Source organism: Phenylobacterium sp. Root1290 (assembly GCF_001425305.1).
In the GTDB taxonomy this organism is placed as follows: Bacteria; Pseudomonadota; Alphaproteobacteria; order Caulobacterales; family Caulobacteraceae; genus Phenylobacterium.
Window position 1 is genome coordinate 1,718,373 of record NZ_LMEE01000001.1, and the last position, 15,206, is coordinate 1,733,578.

A 15,206-nucleotide genomic window follows, 5' to 3' on the forward strand; every position below is an offset into this window, starting at 1 on the left:
AGGCGTGTCATGAACCTGCGTAATCTCGCCATCTGGGGCGTCATCGTCGTCGTCCTGATCGGCCTCTACAGCATGATGACCGGCGGCAGTCAGGCGGCCGGGGCTTCGGGCCAGATCTCCTACTCGCAGCTGCTGAGCAAGGTGAACTCGGGTGAGGTGAAGGCTGCGACGTTCCGCGGCACCGCCATCGAGATCAAGGATGCTTCGGGCAAGTCGTTCACCGCCCTGACGCCGAACAATCAGGACGACCTGATCAAGCGGCTGGAATCCGGCGGCGCCGACATCAGCGTGAAGTCGGCCGGCGGCGGCCTGCTGGGCCTGTTCCTGAACAGCCTGCCGATCCTGCTGCTGATCGGCGTCTGGATCTTCTTCATGCGTCAGATGCAGGGCGGCGCACGCGGCGCCATGGGCTTTGGCAAGTCCAAGGCCAAGATGCTGACCGAGAACAAGAACCGCGTGACGTTCGACGATGTCGCCGGCGTGGACGAGGCCAAGGAAGAGCTGACGGAGATCGTCGACTTCCTGAAGGACCCGCAGAAGTTCCAGCGCCTGGGCGGCAAGATCCCCAAGGGCGCCCTGATGGTCGGCCCTCCCGGCACCGGTAAGACCCTGCTGGGGCGCGCCGTTGCGGGCGAGGCCGGCGTGCCGTTCTTCTACATCTCCGGCTCCGACTTCGTGGAAATGTTCGTTGGCGTCGGCGCCAGCCGCGTGCGCGACATGTTCGAGCAGGCCAAGAAGAACAGCCCCTGCATCATCTTCATCGACGAAATCGACGCCGTCGGCCGCCACCGCGGCGCCGGCCTGGGCGGCGGCAACGACGAACGCGAGCAGACCCTCAACCAGCTGCTGGTCGAGATGGACGGGTTCGACCCGTCGGAAGCGATCATCGTCATCGCCTCGACCAACCGCCCGGACGTTCTCGACCCGGCGCTGCTGCGTCCCGGCCGCTTCGACCGTCAGGTCGTCGTGCCGAACCCGGACATCGGCGGTCGCGAACGGATCCTGCGCGTCCACATGAAGAACGTGCCCCTGGCCGCCGACGTCGAGGTGAAGACCATCGCCCGCGGCACCCCGGGTTTCTCGGGCGCGGACCTGGCCAACCTGGTCAACGAAGCCGCCCTGATGGCCGCGCGCAAGAACCGCCGCATGGTCACCCAGCGCGACTTCGAAGACGCCAAGGACAAGGTCATGATGGGCGCCGAGCGTAAGTCCATGGCCATGACCGAGGACGAAAAGCGCCTGACCGCGTACCACGAAGGCGGCCACGCCCTGATCGCCCTGAGCGTTCCGGCCACCGACCCGGTGCACAAGGCCACGATCATTCCGCGCGGCCGCGCCCTGGGCATGGTCATGCAGCTGCCCGAGCGCGACCAGCTATCGATGTCCTACGAGCAGATGACGTCGCGCCTGGCCATCCTGATGGGCGGCCGGATGGCGGAAGAGCTGATCTTCGGCAAGGACAAGATCACCTCGGGCGCATCGTCCGACATCGATCAGGCGACCAAGCTGGCGCGCGCCATGGTCACCAAGTGGGGCTTCTCCGACAAGCTCGGCGTGGTGTCCTACGGCGAGAACCAGGACGAGGTCTTCCTCGGCCACTCGGTCTCGCGCACCCAGTCGGTGTCGGAAGAGACCGCCAACCTGATCGACGCCGAAGTGAAGCGTCTGGTCCAGGGCGGCTTCGACGAGGCTCGCCGGATCCTGACCGAGAAGATCGACGACCTGCACACCCTGGCCAAGGCGCTGCTCGAGTACGAGACCCTGAGCGGCGACGAGATCATCAACGCGCTGAAGGGCGTGCCCCCGGTGCGCGATGACGCCGACGCCAAGCGGCCGACCGGTCCCTCGGTGGCGGTGCCGATCTCGCCGCGGCCCGAGCCGGCCTAAGGCCAGCCCGAAACCTGACTGACTTGACGCCCTCCCGGCCCCGCGCCAGGAGGGCGTCTTGCTGTCTGCGCCCACAGGAGTTCCGCCCATGTCCGGCACGGTGAAGGTCATGGGGATCGTCAACGTCACCCCGGACAGCTTTTCCGACGGCGGCCGTTTCCTTGCGCCGGACGCGGCCCTGACCCAGGCGCGCAGGTTGATCGCCGAGGGGGCCGACATCCTCGACATCGGGGCGGAATCGACGCGTCCGGGATCCGACCCGGTCCCGGCCGACGAGGAGATCGCCCGTGCGATCCCGCTGATCGAGGCGATCCGCGCCGAGAGCGACATCGCCATCTCCATCGACACCATGAAGCCGCAGGTCGCCCGCGCCGCTGTGGCGGCGGGCGCAGGCATATGGAACGACGTCGCGGCGCTGGGCTTCGCGCCAGAAGGTCCCGCGACCGCCGCCGAGCTCGGCTGCGAGGTGGTGCTGATGCACATGCAGGGCGAGCCGCGCACCATGCAGGCCGATCCTCATTATGACGACGTGGTCGCCGAGGTCTGCGCGTTCCTGGCGGCGCGGGCGCAGGCGGCTATCGCCTCGGGCGTGGCGTGCGAGAAGATCTGGCTCGATCCTGGCATCGGCTTCGGCAAACGGCCCGAGCACAACCTCGCCCTGATCGCCCATCTGGACCAGGTCGCCGCCCTGGGTTTTCCGGTCCTGCTGGGCGTCAGCCGCAAGCGCTTCATCGCCGCCCTCGACCCAGCCGGCGGGGCGGCGCTGGACGGGCGGCTGCCGGGATCGCTGGCTTCGGCCCTGGCCGGCGTCGAGCGCGGCGCGGGCGCCCTGCGTGTCCACGACGTAGCCGAGACCGTGCAGGCGCTGAAGGTGTGGAGCGCGGTCGCCGCCGCGCGCTAGTCGGGCCTTAGCCGCGGCCCACGAACGGCATCTTGGTCGCCATGACGGTCATGAACTGCACATTGGCGTCCAGCGGCAGGCCGGCCATGAACACGACCGCGTCGGCCACGGCCTTCACGTCCATCAGCGGCTCGGGGGCGAAGGAGCCGTCGGCCTGGGGCACGCCCTTGGCCATGGCCAGCGTCATCTCGGTGGCGGCGTTGCCGATGTCGATCTGACCGCAGGCGATGTCATAGGCCCGGCCCTCCAGGGAGGACGAGCGGGTCAGGCCGGTGATCGCGTGTTTGGTGGCGGTGTAGGCGACCGAGTAGGGCCGCGGCGCGTGCGCCGAGATCGAGCCGTTGTTGATGATCCGTCCGCCGCGCGGGTCCTGGGCCTTCATCAGCCGGAAGGCGGCCCGGGTGCAGAGGAAGGCGCCAGTCAGGTTGGCGTCCACGACCCGGCGCCAGGCGTCCAGCGACAGGTCCTCCAGTCGTCCCCCGGCCGAGACGCCGGCGTTGTTGAACAGCACGTCCAGTCGCCCGAACCTCTCGCGCACAGCCTCGAAGGCGGCGTCGACCGCGAGCTCGTCAGCGATGTCGGCGGGCTGGACCAAGGCCTCGCCGCCGATGGCGGCGGCGGTTTCCTCCAGCTTGTCGGCGCGGCGGCCGACGAGGACGAGCTTGTAGCCGGCTTCGCCGAGGGCGAGCGCGCTGGCGCGGCCGATCCCCGATCCGGCCCCGGTGACGAGGGCGACTTTCATGGCGGGAGGTTAGCAGGCTCGGGCCAAAGCGTCACAGTGGATGGCGGTGCAAATCCCGATGCATTTGCGGTCGTGGCGCGCTACCTCGAAGTCATGAGCGAGACCTTGGGCCGAGTGCTGATCATCGCGGGTTCGGACTCCGGCGGCGGAGCCGGGATCCAGGCCGACATCAAGACCGTCACGATGCTGGGCGGCTATGCCGCGACCGCCATCACCGCGGTCACGATCCAGAACACGCTGGGCGTCACCGGCGTCCATCCGATCCCGCCGGAAGTGGTGGAGGCCCAGGCCCGCGCGGTGCTGGACGACATCGGCGCGGACGCGATCAAGACCGGCATGCTCGGCGACGTGGCGATGGTCGAGACCGTCGCGCGGATCCTGGGCGGAGCTTCTGCGCCGGCGGTGGTCGATCCCGTGATGGTCGCCAAGGGCGGCTCCAATCTGCTGGCGCCTGAGGCGGTGGACGCGGTGCGGACGCTGATGATCCCGCGTGCGGCGCTATTGACGCCTAACGCCCCCGAGGCCCAGGCGCTGACCGGTCTTCCCGTGGAGAGCCTGGACGACCAGCGCCGGGTCGGGGAGTCGTTGCTGAAGCTCGGCGCCCGCGCGGTGCTGATGAAGGGCGGGCACGTGCCGGGCGAGACCGTCACCGACGTTCTGCTGACCACGGACGGCGAGACCACCTACGAGGGCGAGCGGCTCCACACCCGCCACACCCATGGCACGGGCTGCACCCTGGCCTCGGCCTGCGCCGCAGGTCTGGCCCAAGGGCTGCCTTTGACGCAGGCCGTCGCGCGGGCCTGGGCCTATGTTCACGAGGCCATGCGGGCTGCTCCGGGACTGGGCGGCGGCCATGGGCCGTTGGATCACGGCTGGCCGCTGCGGAGCGTCAAATGAGCGGCGACCTGACCAAGCGGCTCGAGGCGATCGTCAGGGCCACGCCCAGCCTGATGCACGTGCTGACCGGAGTGCGCGAGCAGGCCCTGCCGGATTGGCTGGTGTTTTCCGGCGCCGTCTACCAGCCGGTGTTGAACCACCTGACCGGCCGCGCCGCCGACTATGGGATCAAGGACTACGACCTTGGCTACTTCGACCCGTCCGACACCTCGTACGAGGCCGAGGACGCGGTGATCCGCCAGGTCGCGGCGGTGTTCGAGCCGCCGTTCAAGGAGATGGTGGAGGTGCGCAATCAGGCCCGCGTGCACCTATGGTTCGAGCAGAAATTCGGTGAGCCCTACGACCCGCTGACCTCCAGCGCCGAGGCGCTGTCGCGCTTCACCTCGACCGTCTTTGCGGTCGGCGTGCGACTGGAGCCCGATGACAATCTCACGGTGCACGCGCCGTTCGGGCTGGAGGACCTGTTCGCCATGCGCCTGCGGCCCAATCCTCGGCGCAAGACCGGCGGCTTCCTGCGTACGGCCCAGGCGGCGCAGCGACGCTGGCCAGAGCTTACGATCCTGGACGCCTAGATGCGAAAAGGGGCGGCCTGCGGGACCGCCCCTTCCGTGCGTCGCTAGGCCTTAGCGTCGGTAGTCGTTTCCGTAGCCGTAGCCATAGCGGCGGTCGTCGCGGTCGACGCGGCGGGCCAGCTGGTCATAGCGGCGGTCGATGTCCTGGCGCTCCCACTGGGTGAACCCGTTGCGGCTGTAGCGCCAGGCCAGGCGTTCGGTGGCGCTCACCTCGCGGCGCAGCCAGCTCGCGGCGCCGGAGTTGATCGAGCCGCTGCGCTCGGCGCGCTCGATGCGCCACATCAGCCGCTCGGAGCGATTGTTGTCATAGCGCTCGTGGCGGTCATAGCCGCCGCCATAGGGCTGCGCTGCGGCGGGAACGGCGGCGGCCGCCAGAGCGGAAGCCGCAGTCAGGGCCAGAACGAACTTTTTCATGACGGTCCTCCTTGGACATCCGCGTCGCCGGGGAAGCGACGTTGATGCAGAGAAGACCATCGGCGACCTGAAACGCGTCTGAGCCCGCCGTTGTCTGTCGTTCACCTTGCCGCCTCAGGCGGCGGCGACCGCGGCGTTCGCCGCCGCGCCGCCAGCCGCGGCCTCGGTCAGCGCACGGCTGATGGCCTCGTAGAGCTTGGCGATCTCGATCGGCTTGGCGACGTGGCCGTCCATGCCCGCCGCCAGGTATTCCTCGACCTGGTGCGAAAGCGCATTGGCGGTCAGGGCGACGATCGGCGTACGGGGGCGGCCGGCCTCGCGCTCGGCGGAGCGAATGGCGCGGGCGGAGTCGATGCCGTCCATGACCGGCATCTGGATGTCCATCAGGATCAGGTCGTAAGACCCGTCGCGCCAGGCTTCGAACGCCAGGCGGCCATTGGCGACGATGTCGATGTCGATGCCCAGCGATCCCATGACCGCAGCCAGCACCTGCTGGTTGGTCGGGTTGTCTTCGGCGGCCAGCAGGCGCAGGGCGCCCTCGTCGGTCTCCTCGGCGGCCTGGGGCGCGACCGGCGCCTCGATGGCCAGCTCGCCGCGCTCCAGGGGCAGCTCGACGGTGAACACCGAGCCCTTGCCCTCATGGCTCTCGACGCTGATCACGCCGCCCATCATCTGGGTCAGCTCGCGGCAGATGGCCAGGCCAAGGCCGGTGCCGCCGAAGCGGCGGGTCGCGGAATTGTCGGCCTGGGTGAACTTCTCGAACAGGCTGGCCTGCTTCTCGGTGGCGATGCCGACGCCCGTGTCGCGCACGACCAGCCGCAGGACGCCGCTTTCGGGGCTGATGTCGAAGCGGGCCCCGACTTCGCCCTGCAGGGTGAACTTGACCGCGTTGGACAGCAGGTTGCCGACGATCTGGCGGATGCGGTCAGCATCGCCGCGCCAGGCGCCGCGGGCCTCCTCGGCGACCTCGACCTTGAAGTCCAGTCCCTTGCCCTGGGCGATCACCGAGAACGAGCCGCGGGTCGGGGCGACGGCCGTCTCGAGGTCGAAGTCGTCGACCAGGAGGGTCAGCTTGCCGGCCTCGATCTTGGACAGGTCGAGGACGTCGTTCAGCACCGCCAGCAGCAGGCCGCCGGACTGGCGGATGACGTCCAGGCGCTCGCGCTGGACCGGGGCCAGGTCGCCCATCGACATGACCTCGGCCATGGCCAGCACGCCGTTCAGCGGGGTGCGGATCTCGTGGCTCATATTGGCCAGGAACTGGGACTTCAGCACATTGGCGGCGTTGGCCGCATCACGCGCTTCGACCAGTTCGCGCAGCGTCCGCTGCAGGGCTTGCTCGCGCTCGTCGAGCTTCGCCAATAGGTGGTTGAAGCTGTCGGTGAGGCTGCGGAACAGGGCGTCGTCGGCCTCAACCTCGACGGGCGTGAAGCGCCCGTTGGCGGCCACGCCATGCATCGCCTCGGAAAGCTTGAGCACGGGCGCAATCACCCGAGAGGCGAGTCCGCGCGCCAGGAACAGCGCCACGCCGACCCCGCCGAACAGCAAGGCGAGCGTCAGGGCGACGAACTGCGGCAGCATCGCGGTCAGGGCCGGGGTCTCGAACGTCAGGGCGAGCTCGCCGACCTGACGACCGTCGGCGAGCACGGGGGTCACGATGACCTCCTGAGCTTCCGAACTGCGCGGCGTGGGGCGCGAGAAGGTGGCGACCGAGCGTCCGGCGCTGTCCTTGAGCACCGCCTTGATGACGCTTCCGTCGCTGCCGAGCGTAGCAATGGAGACCCTTGCCTGAGCGGCGTCCTCGCCGGCGAGACCGGGGGCGGACGCCCGCGCGACGACTTCGGAGAGGGCGCGATGGGCCTGGTGGTTCTGCTCGCGGGCCACCGCCCACTGCTGGAGCATGAAGGTCAGGCACGCGGCGACCAGCACGACGACGGTCGTGATCAGGGCCACGCCCGCCACGCGCGCGTGGAAGGTCATCTGGGGCCTGGAGCCGGTGGTGCGAGGCTGGTCAGTCATGGAGCCCGAGCTTCATCCGAGCGCTCGGTTTAGGCGAATTCTCCTAACGGTTCGCTTCCAGACGGCTCGCCCGAGGCGAGAACTGTGGCGCCAAAGACACGATCACAACCGTCGAGCGATAAAATCGTGGTTAACGGAACATGAATCTCCTAGGTAGAATTTAACCTCCGGTTTACCTTGCTTTCGTTAGGGTTAATTTCCTCGGAGGGGTTTCCCATGGAAAAGGCGTTTGTCGCGCAACGTGTCGCGACCAAGTTGTTCACGACGGAAGCGGCGGTTGACCAAGCCATGGTCGAAGCCACGGAACTGCTGGCGGACCTGCTGAAGGCCCGTTCGGAAGTTAACGCCTCGCTCGTCTTCGCTGACGAAGTGCAGGTGAAGATGGTGGAAGCCATCAAGGCTCTGGGAGAAGCCCGGAGCGCCATGGTCGGCGCGCACAACGAGCTGGCGGAAGCCCAGCTTCGTCTCGGCATTCGCACCAAGCTTGGCTACATGGACAAGCCTGAGATGCGCAAGCGCGAGACCACCACGGCGATGCGCCAAGTCGGCTAAGCCGAGTTTGGTTGCAATAGATTAACTGGTGCTGCGCCCCTAATGCGAGTTAGGGGCGCAGTGCTATGCCGACATCACCGATCGTTCTTGGCCTGATCGCCCTCACGCTGGGCATCTCGCTTCTGGCCCTCTGGAAGGGCAGCTTCGCCGAACGAGTCGGCGGCGCCGTTGTGGGCGCCAATGTCGTGTTGTCCATTGTGAGCGGATTGCTGTTGCCGGAATCGGCTCAGGCGCTTGCGCGGCTCACCTTGGACGGCCTTACCGCCATCAGCCTGCTCATCATCACGGTCAGCTTCGCCAGCTTCTGGCTGGGCGGCGTGATGCTGCTCTACGCCGTGCAGTTCAGCCTGCACGCGTTCTACATCGTCACCTCGCGCCCGGTCGACGTCCTCTATGCCTGGGTCAACAACCTGAATTTCCTCGGGATCGTCATCTGCCTTCTGGTCGGGGCGATTGTCGGCTGGCGCCAGCGGCTCAGGCGGACGGTCTAGGCGCGCCGCCGGGCGGCCCGGGCGATTTCAAAAACTTTCGCTTGCGCCGCGCCGCGATAGGGAGTTTCTCCGCCGCGGGCCACACCCCCCCAACGGGGTGCTGCTCATCTGTAAGGATGGGAGACATCGATATGACGACCCTCGCCAAGCCGGCCATGCGTCCGGCGCGCCCCGAGTTCTCTTCCGGCCCGTGCGCCAAGCGCCCCGGATGGACCCCTGAAAATCTCCGGAATGCGGTCCTTGGCCGCTCGCATCGTTCCAAGCTGGGCAAGACGCGCCTGCAGGAAGCGATCGACCGCACCCGTCAGGTGCTGGAGGTGCCCGACGAATTCCTGATCGGCATCGTGCCTGGATCGGACACCGGCGCCGTCGAGATGGCGATGTGGTCGATGCTGGGCCCGAGGCCGGTTCAACTGCTGGCCTTCGAAAGCTTCGGCAAGGATTGGGTCACGGACGTGACCAAGCAGCTGAAGCTGCCGGCCGAGGTGCTGGACGCGCCGTACGGCGAGCTGCCGGACCTGACCAAGGTCCGCAAGGACGCCGATCTGGTCTTCACCTGGAACGGCACCACCTCGGGCGTCCGCGTCCCGAACGCCGATTTCATCGCCGCCGACCGTGAAGGCATCACCATCTGCGACGCGACCAGCGCCGCCTTCGCCCAGGATCTCGACTGGGCCAAGCTCGATGTCGTGACCTTCTCCTGGCAGAAGGCGCTGGGCGGCGAGGGCGCGCACGGCGTCCTGATCCTGTCGCCGCGCGCTGTGGCCCGCCTGGAAAGCTACACGCCGGCCTGGCCGATGCCGAAGCTGTTCCGCATGACCAAGGCCGGCAAGCTGGCCAAGGACATCTTCGAAGGCGCGACGATCAACACGCCCTCGATGCTCTGCGTGGAAGACGCCATCGACGCCCTGAAGTGGGGCGCCCAGATCGGCGGCCTGGCCGAGATGCAGCGCCGCGCCGACGCCAACCTGGCCGCGCTCGCCGCCTGGGTCGAAAAGACCGACTGGGTGGATTTCCTGGCCGCCGACCCGGCGACCCGCTCGAACACCTCGGTCTGCCTGAAGGTGGTCGATCCGCGCGTCGCCGCCCTGGCCGACGACGCCCAGGCCGACTTCGCCAAGAAGCTGGCCTCGGTGCTCGAAAAGGAAGGCGCCGCCCTCGACATCGGCGGTTACCGCGACGCGCCCGCCGGCCTGCGCATCTGGTGCGGCGCCACGGTCGAGACCTCAGACGTCGAGGCGCTCACCCCGTGGCTCGACTGGGCGTTCGCCGCGACCCTCGAGCAGCTTCAAGCCGCCTAAGCCCTACTCGCGTCCTCGAGACTCCACGCCAGGAAACCGCGTGGGGCCGAGGACGCCTACCCCTATCCGCAAGGAAATTCCCATGCCCCGCGTTCTTATCGCCGACAAGCTGAGCCCGGCCGCCATCGACATCTTCAAGCAGCGCGGCGTCGACGCCGACGTGAAGACCGGCCTCTCGAAGGAAGAGCTGCTCAAGATCATCAACGACTATGACGGCCTGGCCGTCCGCTCGGCCACCAAGGCTGACAAGGACGTCATCGCCGCCGCCCCGAACCTGAAGGTCATCGGCCGCGCCGGCATCGGCGTGGACAATGTCGACATCCCCGCCGCGACCTCCAAGGGGATCGTGGTGATGAACACCCCGTTCGGCAACTCGATCACCACCGCCGAACACGCCATCGCGATGATGTTCGCCCTGGCCCGCCAGCTCCCCGCCGCCGACGTCTCGACCCAGGCCGGCAAGTGGGAGAAGAACCGCTTCATGGGCGTGGAGCTCTACGCCAAGACCCTGGGCCTGATCGGCGCCGGCAACATCGGCGGCATCGTCGCCGACCGCGCCAACGGCCTGAAGATGAAGGTCGTCGCCTACGACCCCTTCCTGTCGGCTGAACGCGCTGTCGAGATCGGCGTCGAGAAGGTCGAGCTGGAAGACCTGCTGGCCCGCGCCGACGTCATCACCCTGCACACCCCGCTGACCGACAAGACCCGCAACATTCTGTCGGCCGAGAACCTGGCCAAGACCAAGAAGGGCGTGCTGATCGTCAACTGCGCCCGCGGCGGCCTGGTCGACGAAGCGGCCCTGCGCAAGGGTCTGGACGACGGCCACATCGGCGGCGCCGCCTTCGACGTGTTCGTCGAGGAGCCGGCCAAGGAAAACGTTCTGTTCGGCGCGGAGAATTTCATCGCCACGCCGCACCTGGGCGCTTCGACCATGGAAGCCCAGGAAAACGTCGCCCTGCAGGTGGCCGAGCAGATGAGCGACTACCTGCTCACCGGCGCGGTCTCCAACGCCCTCAACAGCCCGTCGGTCACCGCCGACGAAGCGCCGAAGCTGAAGCCCTTCGTGGCCCTGGCCGAGCGTCTGGGCGCCTTCGCCGGCCAGATGGTCGACGTCGAGGTCAAGGCCGTCGACATCGCCTACGAGGGTGAAGTCGCCAACCTCAACACCCGTCCGCTGACGGCCGCCGCCCTGGCCGGCGTGCTGCGTCCGATGCTGGCCGAAGTGAACATGGTCTCGGCTCCGGCCGTGGCCAAGGAACGGGGCATCACCGTCTCGGAGAGCAAGCAGGACGACTCGCCGATCTATGACAGCCTGGTGCGGATCACCGTCACCACCGCGCTCGGCAAGCGTTCGTTCGCCGGCACCGTGATGGCCGGCGCGCCGCGCGTGGTCGAGGTCAAGGGCATGGACCTGGACGCCCCGTTCGCCCCGACGATGCTCTATGTGAACAACCTCGATAAGCCCGGCTTCATCGGCGCCCTCGGCGCGCTGCTGGCCGAAGCGGAAGTCAACATCGCCACCTTCAACCTCGGCCGCGTCTCGGCCGGCGAGGACGCCATCGCCCTGGTCGGCATCGATCAGGATCCGGGCGACACGCTGGTCGAGAAGATCCGCGCCCTGCCGCACGTCAAGGAAGCCCGCACCCTGCGGTTCTGATCTGTCGCGGGCCGCGCCGTCTTGCCGGACGGCGCGGCCCCGCGCACCATCGCCTCCATCAGGGAGGCGTTATGAGCCGCGAGAAACACACCCGTCCCCTCGCCGACGGCCGCCGCGGCCTCTGGTGGACCGACCGCCTGTGGGACCTGACTGCGGACCTGCCGGTCGAGCGGCTGAAGCTCGCCGACATCGCCGAGTTCGACATCGATTGCTGGTTCCAGAATCGCCACGTGCCGAGCATCCGCGAGGTGGCCGCGCACGCCCGGCGGATCTTCGACGCCGACCTCGCCTATCCGGTCATCGTTTGCGCCGAAGGCCGGCTGATGGATGGCGGCCATCGCCTGGCCAAGGCCTGGATGGAAGGCCGCGACGACATCGCCGCGGTCCGCTTCCCTGTGACGCCGGAGCCGGACGAGATCCTGCCCGGCTAAGCGGCTCGAGCGATGCGACCTTCGCTCGGCGCATCGCCGGTCCGGAACGCGCCGATCATTCGCGCCAGCTCGCCGGTCTCTCCGGCCAGGCCTTGAGCGGCGGCGGTGGCTTCTTCCACCATGGCCGCATTCTGCTGGGTCACCTGGTCCATCTGGTTCACCGCGACATTGACCTCGGCCAGGCCGATGGCCTGTTCCTTGGCCGAGGCGGCGATGGTGGCGATGACCCGGTTCACCTCGGTCACCTGGGTGACGATGCGCTTCAGGGCCTCGCCGGTTTCGGCCACCAGTTCCACCCCGCGGCCGACCTGCTCGCTGGACGCCGAGATCAGCGCCTTGATCTCCCGCGCCGCGTCGGCCGAGCGCTGGGCCAACGCCCGCACTTCCGAGGCGACGACGGCGAAGCCGCGGCCCGACTCTCCGGCCCGCGCCGCCTCGACCCCGGCGTTCAGAGCCAGCAGGTTGGTCTGGAAGGCGATCTCGTCGATGACGCCGATGATCTTGGCGATTTCGCCGGAAGAGGTCTCGATAGCGCCCATGGCCGCGACGGCCTGGCCGACCACGGCGCCGCCGCGTTCGGCGTCGGTCTGAGTCGCGGCCATGGACTTGCGGGCGCTCTCGGCGCCGTCGGCGGTCTGGCGCACGGTGGCGGTGATCTGGTCCAGCGCCGCAGCGGTCTCTTCCAGGCTTGCAGCCTGTTGCTCGGTGCGTCGGGCAAGGTCGTTGGAGGCCTGGCTGATCTCCCGCGTGCCTGACCGGATACCTTTGGACGCGCCGACGATGCCGGTCATCGTCGATTGCAGATTGGCCACGGCGGCGTTGAAGTCGCCGCGCAGCTTCTCGTATTCGACAGCGAAGCCGGTATCGAGGCGGAAGGTCAGGTCTCCGGCCGACAGGTTCGACAGCCCTTGGGCCAGAGCGTTGACGACGCTCTGTTGCTCGGCGGCGATCTTGAGATCGGCTTCGCGCTTGGCTTCGGCGGCGCGCGCGCGCTCGTCGGCTGCGGCGCGTTGCTCCTCAGCTAGCCTGGCGGCCATTTCCTGCTGAACCTGCTGCTGGCGTTCGTGTTCGCGTTGGGCGGCGGCCAGGTTCTTGCGCCAGGTCAGCAGTGTGCGGATCAGGATGAACCAGCCGGCCGCCAGGACGGCGAAACCGGCAAGGGTGATCATCAGGGCCTGGCGGCGTGCGGCGCCGGCCGCGGCCACAGCCGCATCGGTTTCGGCCTGCAGGCCTTTGGCGAAGGCGGCCGCGCCGGCGATGTAGGTCTTCTTGGCCGAGCCATAGTCGCCGCCGTCCAGTATGGCCTGGGCGTCGGCTGGCGTCGCGGCGGCGAAGGCGTCGCCTTCAAGCTTCACCAGAATCTCGTTGGCGGCGCCCGTGGCGCTCTTGAACTGGTCGCGCAGGGCCGGGCTGGCCAGGGCCTGGGCGTCGGCGAGGGCCTTGTCGAGCTGGGGCGCGGCCGCGTCGTAGCGGTCCTTCCACTGCGAAGCGCCGGTGGCGGCGGCGAGTCGCGCCGACCCGGTCAGCACCTCGTCCAGTCGGGCGATATCACCGAGGACCTCGGCGCCGGCCGTGGCGCGCTCATGGGCTTGCGTCAGGCGTTTGCCAGTGTTCTCGCCGGTCCAGATCAGCCAGGCGACAAGGCAGGTGGACACCGCCAGGACCAGGGCGATGGTGCGGGTGGGAAAGCGGACTTCGGCGCTCATCACGGTTCTCTTGAGGGCGGCGGCGGGATCGCGCCGGACCAGGTCCCAGGCCATGCACTGCGGCGGCTAACCGGACGTGAAGACCGACCGCGGCGGCGTGGACATTTAGTCGCAGGGCTTGGTCAGCCGCCCGAGAGCGCGCCGAAGATCAACACCTCGTCGGCGTCGCTCACCGCCAGGCCGATGTCCTGGGCGCGGTCGCCGTTCTTGAAGATGCGCATATGGCGGCGGATGCGGTCCTGCTCGTCGACGACGCGGAACTTCAGCCCCGGATAGCGACGGTCGAGGTCGTCCAGCACCTGCGCGATGCTGCCGCCCTGTGCGGCCAGCCGGCTGGCGCCGTCGGTGTAGGAGGTTAGCTGCGAGGGGATGAACACCTGGGGCATCAGAGCGGCGCCGCCACGACCGAGTAGATCTCAGGCAGGTGTCGGGCGATCGGACGCCAACCCGCGCCCTCGTCGTCGCTCATCCACACCTCGCCGTTGGTGGCGCCCAGATAAAGTCCGACAGGGTCGCCCGCGTCCGCGCAGAACGCCTGGCGCTTGACGGTGAACCAGCCCTGCTCGGTGGGAAAGCCCGCATCCTGGCGTCGCCAGCTCTTGCCGCCGTCGGAGGTTCGATAGACCGCCGGCTTGCCGCCGGGACTGGTGCGCGGCCAGACCTCGGTGCCGTCCATGGGAAACACCCAGGCGGTGTCGGCCTGGCGGGGATGCGGCACGATGGTGAAGCCGATGTCGCCGATCTCCGGCGGCATGGCCATGCCGATCCGGTCCCAGCGCTCGGCGGGCCGGTCGAGCCGGTAGATGCCGCAGTGGTTCTGCTGCCAGATGCGGTCGGGCATGGTCGGGGCGAGGGCGATGTAGTGCGCGTCCTGGCCGTATTCCGGATAGGGGTCGGGGAAGAAGTTCGCCTCGACGCCCTGGTTCAGCGGCTTCCAGGTCGCGGCCTGATCGAGGCTCTCGAACACGCCTCCGGTCGAGGTGGCGAGGTACATGTGGCGGGCGTCGCGTGGGTCGATCTGGATCTGGTTCAGCAGGGCGCCGTCGGGCGTGCCGCCGTCCGCGGGACACCAGTTCCAGTACATCGGATGATCGTTGAACCCGGCGACGCTGTCCCAGGTCGCGCCGCCGTCGGCGCTGCGGAACAGGCCCGGCGGAGAGGTTCCGGCCCACCAGACGCCCGGCTCGCTGGAATGGCCCGGCTCCAGCCAGAACGAATGATCGACCGACCGCGCCGCCCCGTCGCCCTCGACCTTTGGAAAGGCCGGCGGCCGTTCGGCTTCGGTCCAGGTCTGGCCCTCGTCGGCGGAGCGGAAGATGGTCGGGCCAAGATGGCCGGTGGAGGCGGCCATCAGCAGCGTTTTCCCGTCGCGCGGATCGAGCACCAGGTGGTTGACGATGTGGCCGAGGAAGATCGGCCCCTGCACCGCCCAGGTCTTTCGCGCGGCGTCGCTGCGATAGATCCAGGCGCCTTTGCGGGTGCCGATGAGAAGCTGAACTGCGGTGGACATGAGCACCTCCCGTTCGTCTTGTTTCGCAGACCATAGCACCTGTCGGCCGTCGGCGGCGCCACCGTGAGGTGCTTGACTCTCTCGTCGTCGAAACTAGAACAAAAGAAGAACTTGGAGAACGAAAAA

15 protein-coding genes are annotated in these 15,206 nt (G+C 68.3%); 9 read left to right on the forward strand and 6 right to left on the reverse strand.

The window, feature by feature from the left end; translation table 11 throughout:
• Nucleotides 1-9: 9 nt before the first annotated feature.
• Nucleotides 10-1,887, forward strand: coding sequence for an ATP-dependent zinc metalloprotease FtsH (gene ftsH / locus ASC79_RS08410; RefSeq protein WP_056027041.1), 1,878 nt, complete (start codon nucleotides 10-12; stop codon nucleotides 1,885-1,887).
• 88 nt (nucleotides 1,888-1,975) lie between these two features.
• Nucleotides 1,976-2,788 carry a dihydropteroate synthase gene (gene folP, locus ASC79_RS08415; protein ID WP_056027044.1) on the forward strand — a complete coding sequence of 271 codons (813 nt, stop codon included), beginning with the start codon at nucleotides 1,976-1,978 and terminating at the stop codon, nucleotides 2,786-2,788.
• A gap of 7 nt (nucleotides 2,789-2,795) precedes the next feature.
• Here the strand turns inward: folP and ASC79_RS08420 are convergent, their stop codons facing one another.
• Complete coding sequence (locus tag ASC79_RS08420; protein WP_056027046.1) at nucleotides 2,796-3,530, reverse strand: SDR family oxidoreductase; 735 nt, start codon at nucleotides 3,528-3,530, stop codon at nucleotides 2,796-2,798.
• A 93-nt stretch (nucleotides 3,531-3,623) separates the two neighbouring features.
• Between ASC79_RS08420 and thiD the strand changes: the two genes are divergently transcribed.
• Both thiD and ASC79_RS08430 read left to right on the forward strand, forming a co-directional pair.
• Complete coding sequence (thiD, locus tag ASC79_RS08425; RefSeq protein ID WP_056027167.1) at nucleotides 3,624-4,427, forward strand: bifunctional hydroxymethylpyrimidine kinase/phosphomethylpyrimidine kinase; 804 nt, start codon at nucleotides 3,624-3,626, stop codon at nucleotides 4,425-4,427.
• A complete protein-coding gene (locus ASC79_RS08430; protein ID WP_056027049.1) occupies nucleotides 4,424-4,999 on the forward strand; it encodes a nucleotidyltransferase family protein in 576 nt (191 codons plus the stop codon). The genes thiD and ASC79_RS08430 overlap by 4 nt, the downstream gene beginning before the upstream one ends.
• 51 nt (nucleotides 5,000-5,050) lie before the next feature.
• Here the strand turns inward: ASC79_RS08430 and ASC79_RS08435 are convergent, their stop codons facing one another.
• Complete coding sequence (locus ASC79_RS08435) at nucleotides 5,051-5,413, reverse strand: hypothetical protein (protein ID WP_056027052.1); 363 nt, start codon at nucleotides 5,411-5,413, stop codon at nucleotides 5,051-5,053.
• A 114-nt stretch (nucleotides 5,414-5,527) separates the two neighbouring features.
• The gene (locus ASC79_RS08440; protein ID WP_056027055.1) at nucleotides 5,528-7,432 is read right to left on the reverse strand and encodes a hybrid sensor histidine kinase/response regulator; all 1,905 of its coding nucleotides are present in this window, start codon (nucleotides 7,430-7,432) and stop codon (nucleotides 5,528-5,530) included.
• Between the two features lie 216 nt (nucleotides 7,433-7,648).
• Here ASC79_RS08440 and ASC79_RS08445 point away from each other — a divergent pair, with 216 nt between their 5' ends.
• From ASC79_RS08445 to ASC79_RS08465, 5 genes are all read left to right on the forward strand, one after another.
• Nucleotides 7,649-7,984 (forward strand): hypothetical protein, encoded by a 336-nt coding sequence (locus tag ASC79_RS08445; protein WP_056027058.1) that lies wholly within the window; start codon nucleotides 7,649-7,651, stop codon nucleotides 7,982-7,984.
• Between the two features lie 65 nt (nucleotides 7,985-8,049).
• On the forward strand, nucleotides 8,050-8,475 hold the full coding sequence (locus ASC79_RS08450; protein ID WP_056027061.1) for a hypothetical protein: 426 nt from the start codon (nucleotides 8,050-8,052) through the stop codon (nucleotides 8,473-8,475).
• Between the two features lie 131 nt (nucleotides 8,476-8,606).
• Nucleotides 8,607-9,776 carry a phosphoserine transaminase gene (locus ASC79_RS08455; RefSeq protein WP_056027064.1) on the forward strand — a complete coding sequence of 390 codons (1,170 nt, stop codon included), beginning with the start codon at nucleotides 8,607-8,609 and terminating at the stop codon, nucleotides 9,774-9,776.
• Nucleotides 9,777-9,852: 76 nt separating this feature from the next.
• On the forward strand, nucleotides 9,853-11,433 hold the full coding sequence (gene serA, locus ASC79_RS08460; RefSeq protein WP_156378513.1) for a phosphoglycerate dehydrogenase: 1,581 nt from the start codon (nucleotides 9,853-9,855) through the stop codon (nucleotides 11,431-11,433).
• A gap of 71 nt (nucleotides 11,434-11,504) precedes the next feature.
• Nucleotides 11,505-11,864, forward strand: coding sequence for a hypothetical protein (locus ASC79_RS08465; protein ID WP_056027070.1), 360 nt, complete (start codon nucleotides 11,505-11,507; stop codon nucleotides 11,862-11,864).
• Here ASC79_RS08465 and ASC79_RS08470 read toward each other — a convergent pair.
• From ASC79_RS08470 to ASC79_RS08480, 3 genes are all read right to left on the reverse strand, one after another.
• Nucleotides 11,861-13,570 (reverse strand): methyl-accepting chemotaxis protein, encoded by a 1,710-nt coding sequence (locus tag ASC79_RS08470; RefSeq protein WP_235528851.1) that lies wholly within the window; start codon nucleotides 13,568-13,570, stop codon nucleotides 11,861-11,863. The genes ASC79_RS08465 and ASC79_RS08470 overlap by 4 nt on opposite strands.
• A 122-nt stretch (nucleotides 13,571-13,692) precedes the next feature.
• Entirely contained in the window at nucleotides 13,693-13,956 is a 264-nt protein-coding gene (locus ASC79_RS08475) for a MoaD/ThiS family protein (protein ID WP_056027076.1), read from the reverse strand.
• Nucleotides 13,956-15,080 (reverse strand): sialidase family protein, encoded by a 1,125-nt coding sequence (locus ASC79_RS08480; protein ID WP_056027079.1) that lies wholly within the window; start codon nucleotides 15,078-15,080, stop codon nucleotides 13,956-13,958. The genes ASC79_RS08475 and ASC79_RS08480 overlap by 1 nt, the downstream gene beginning before the upstream one ends.
• Nucleotides 15,081-15,206 lie beyond the last annotated feature (126 nt).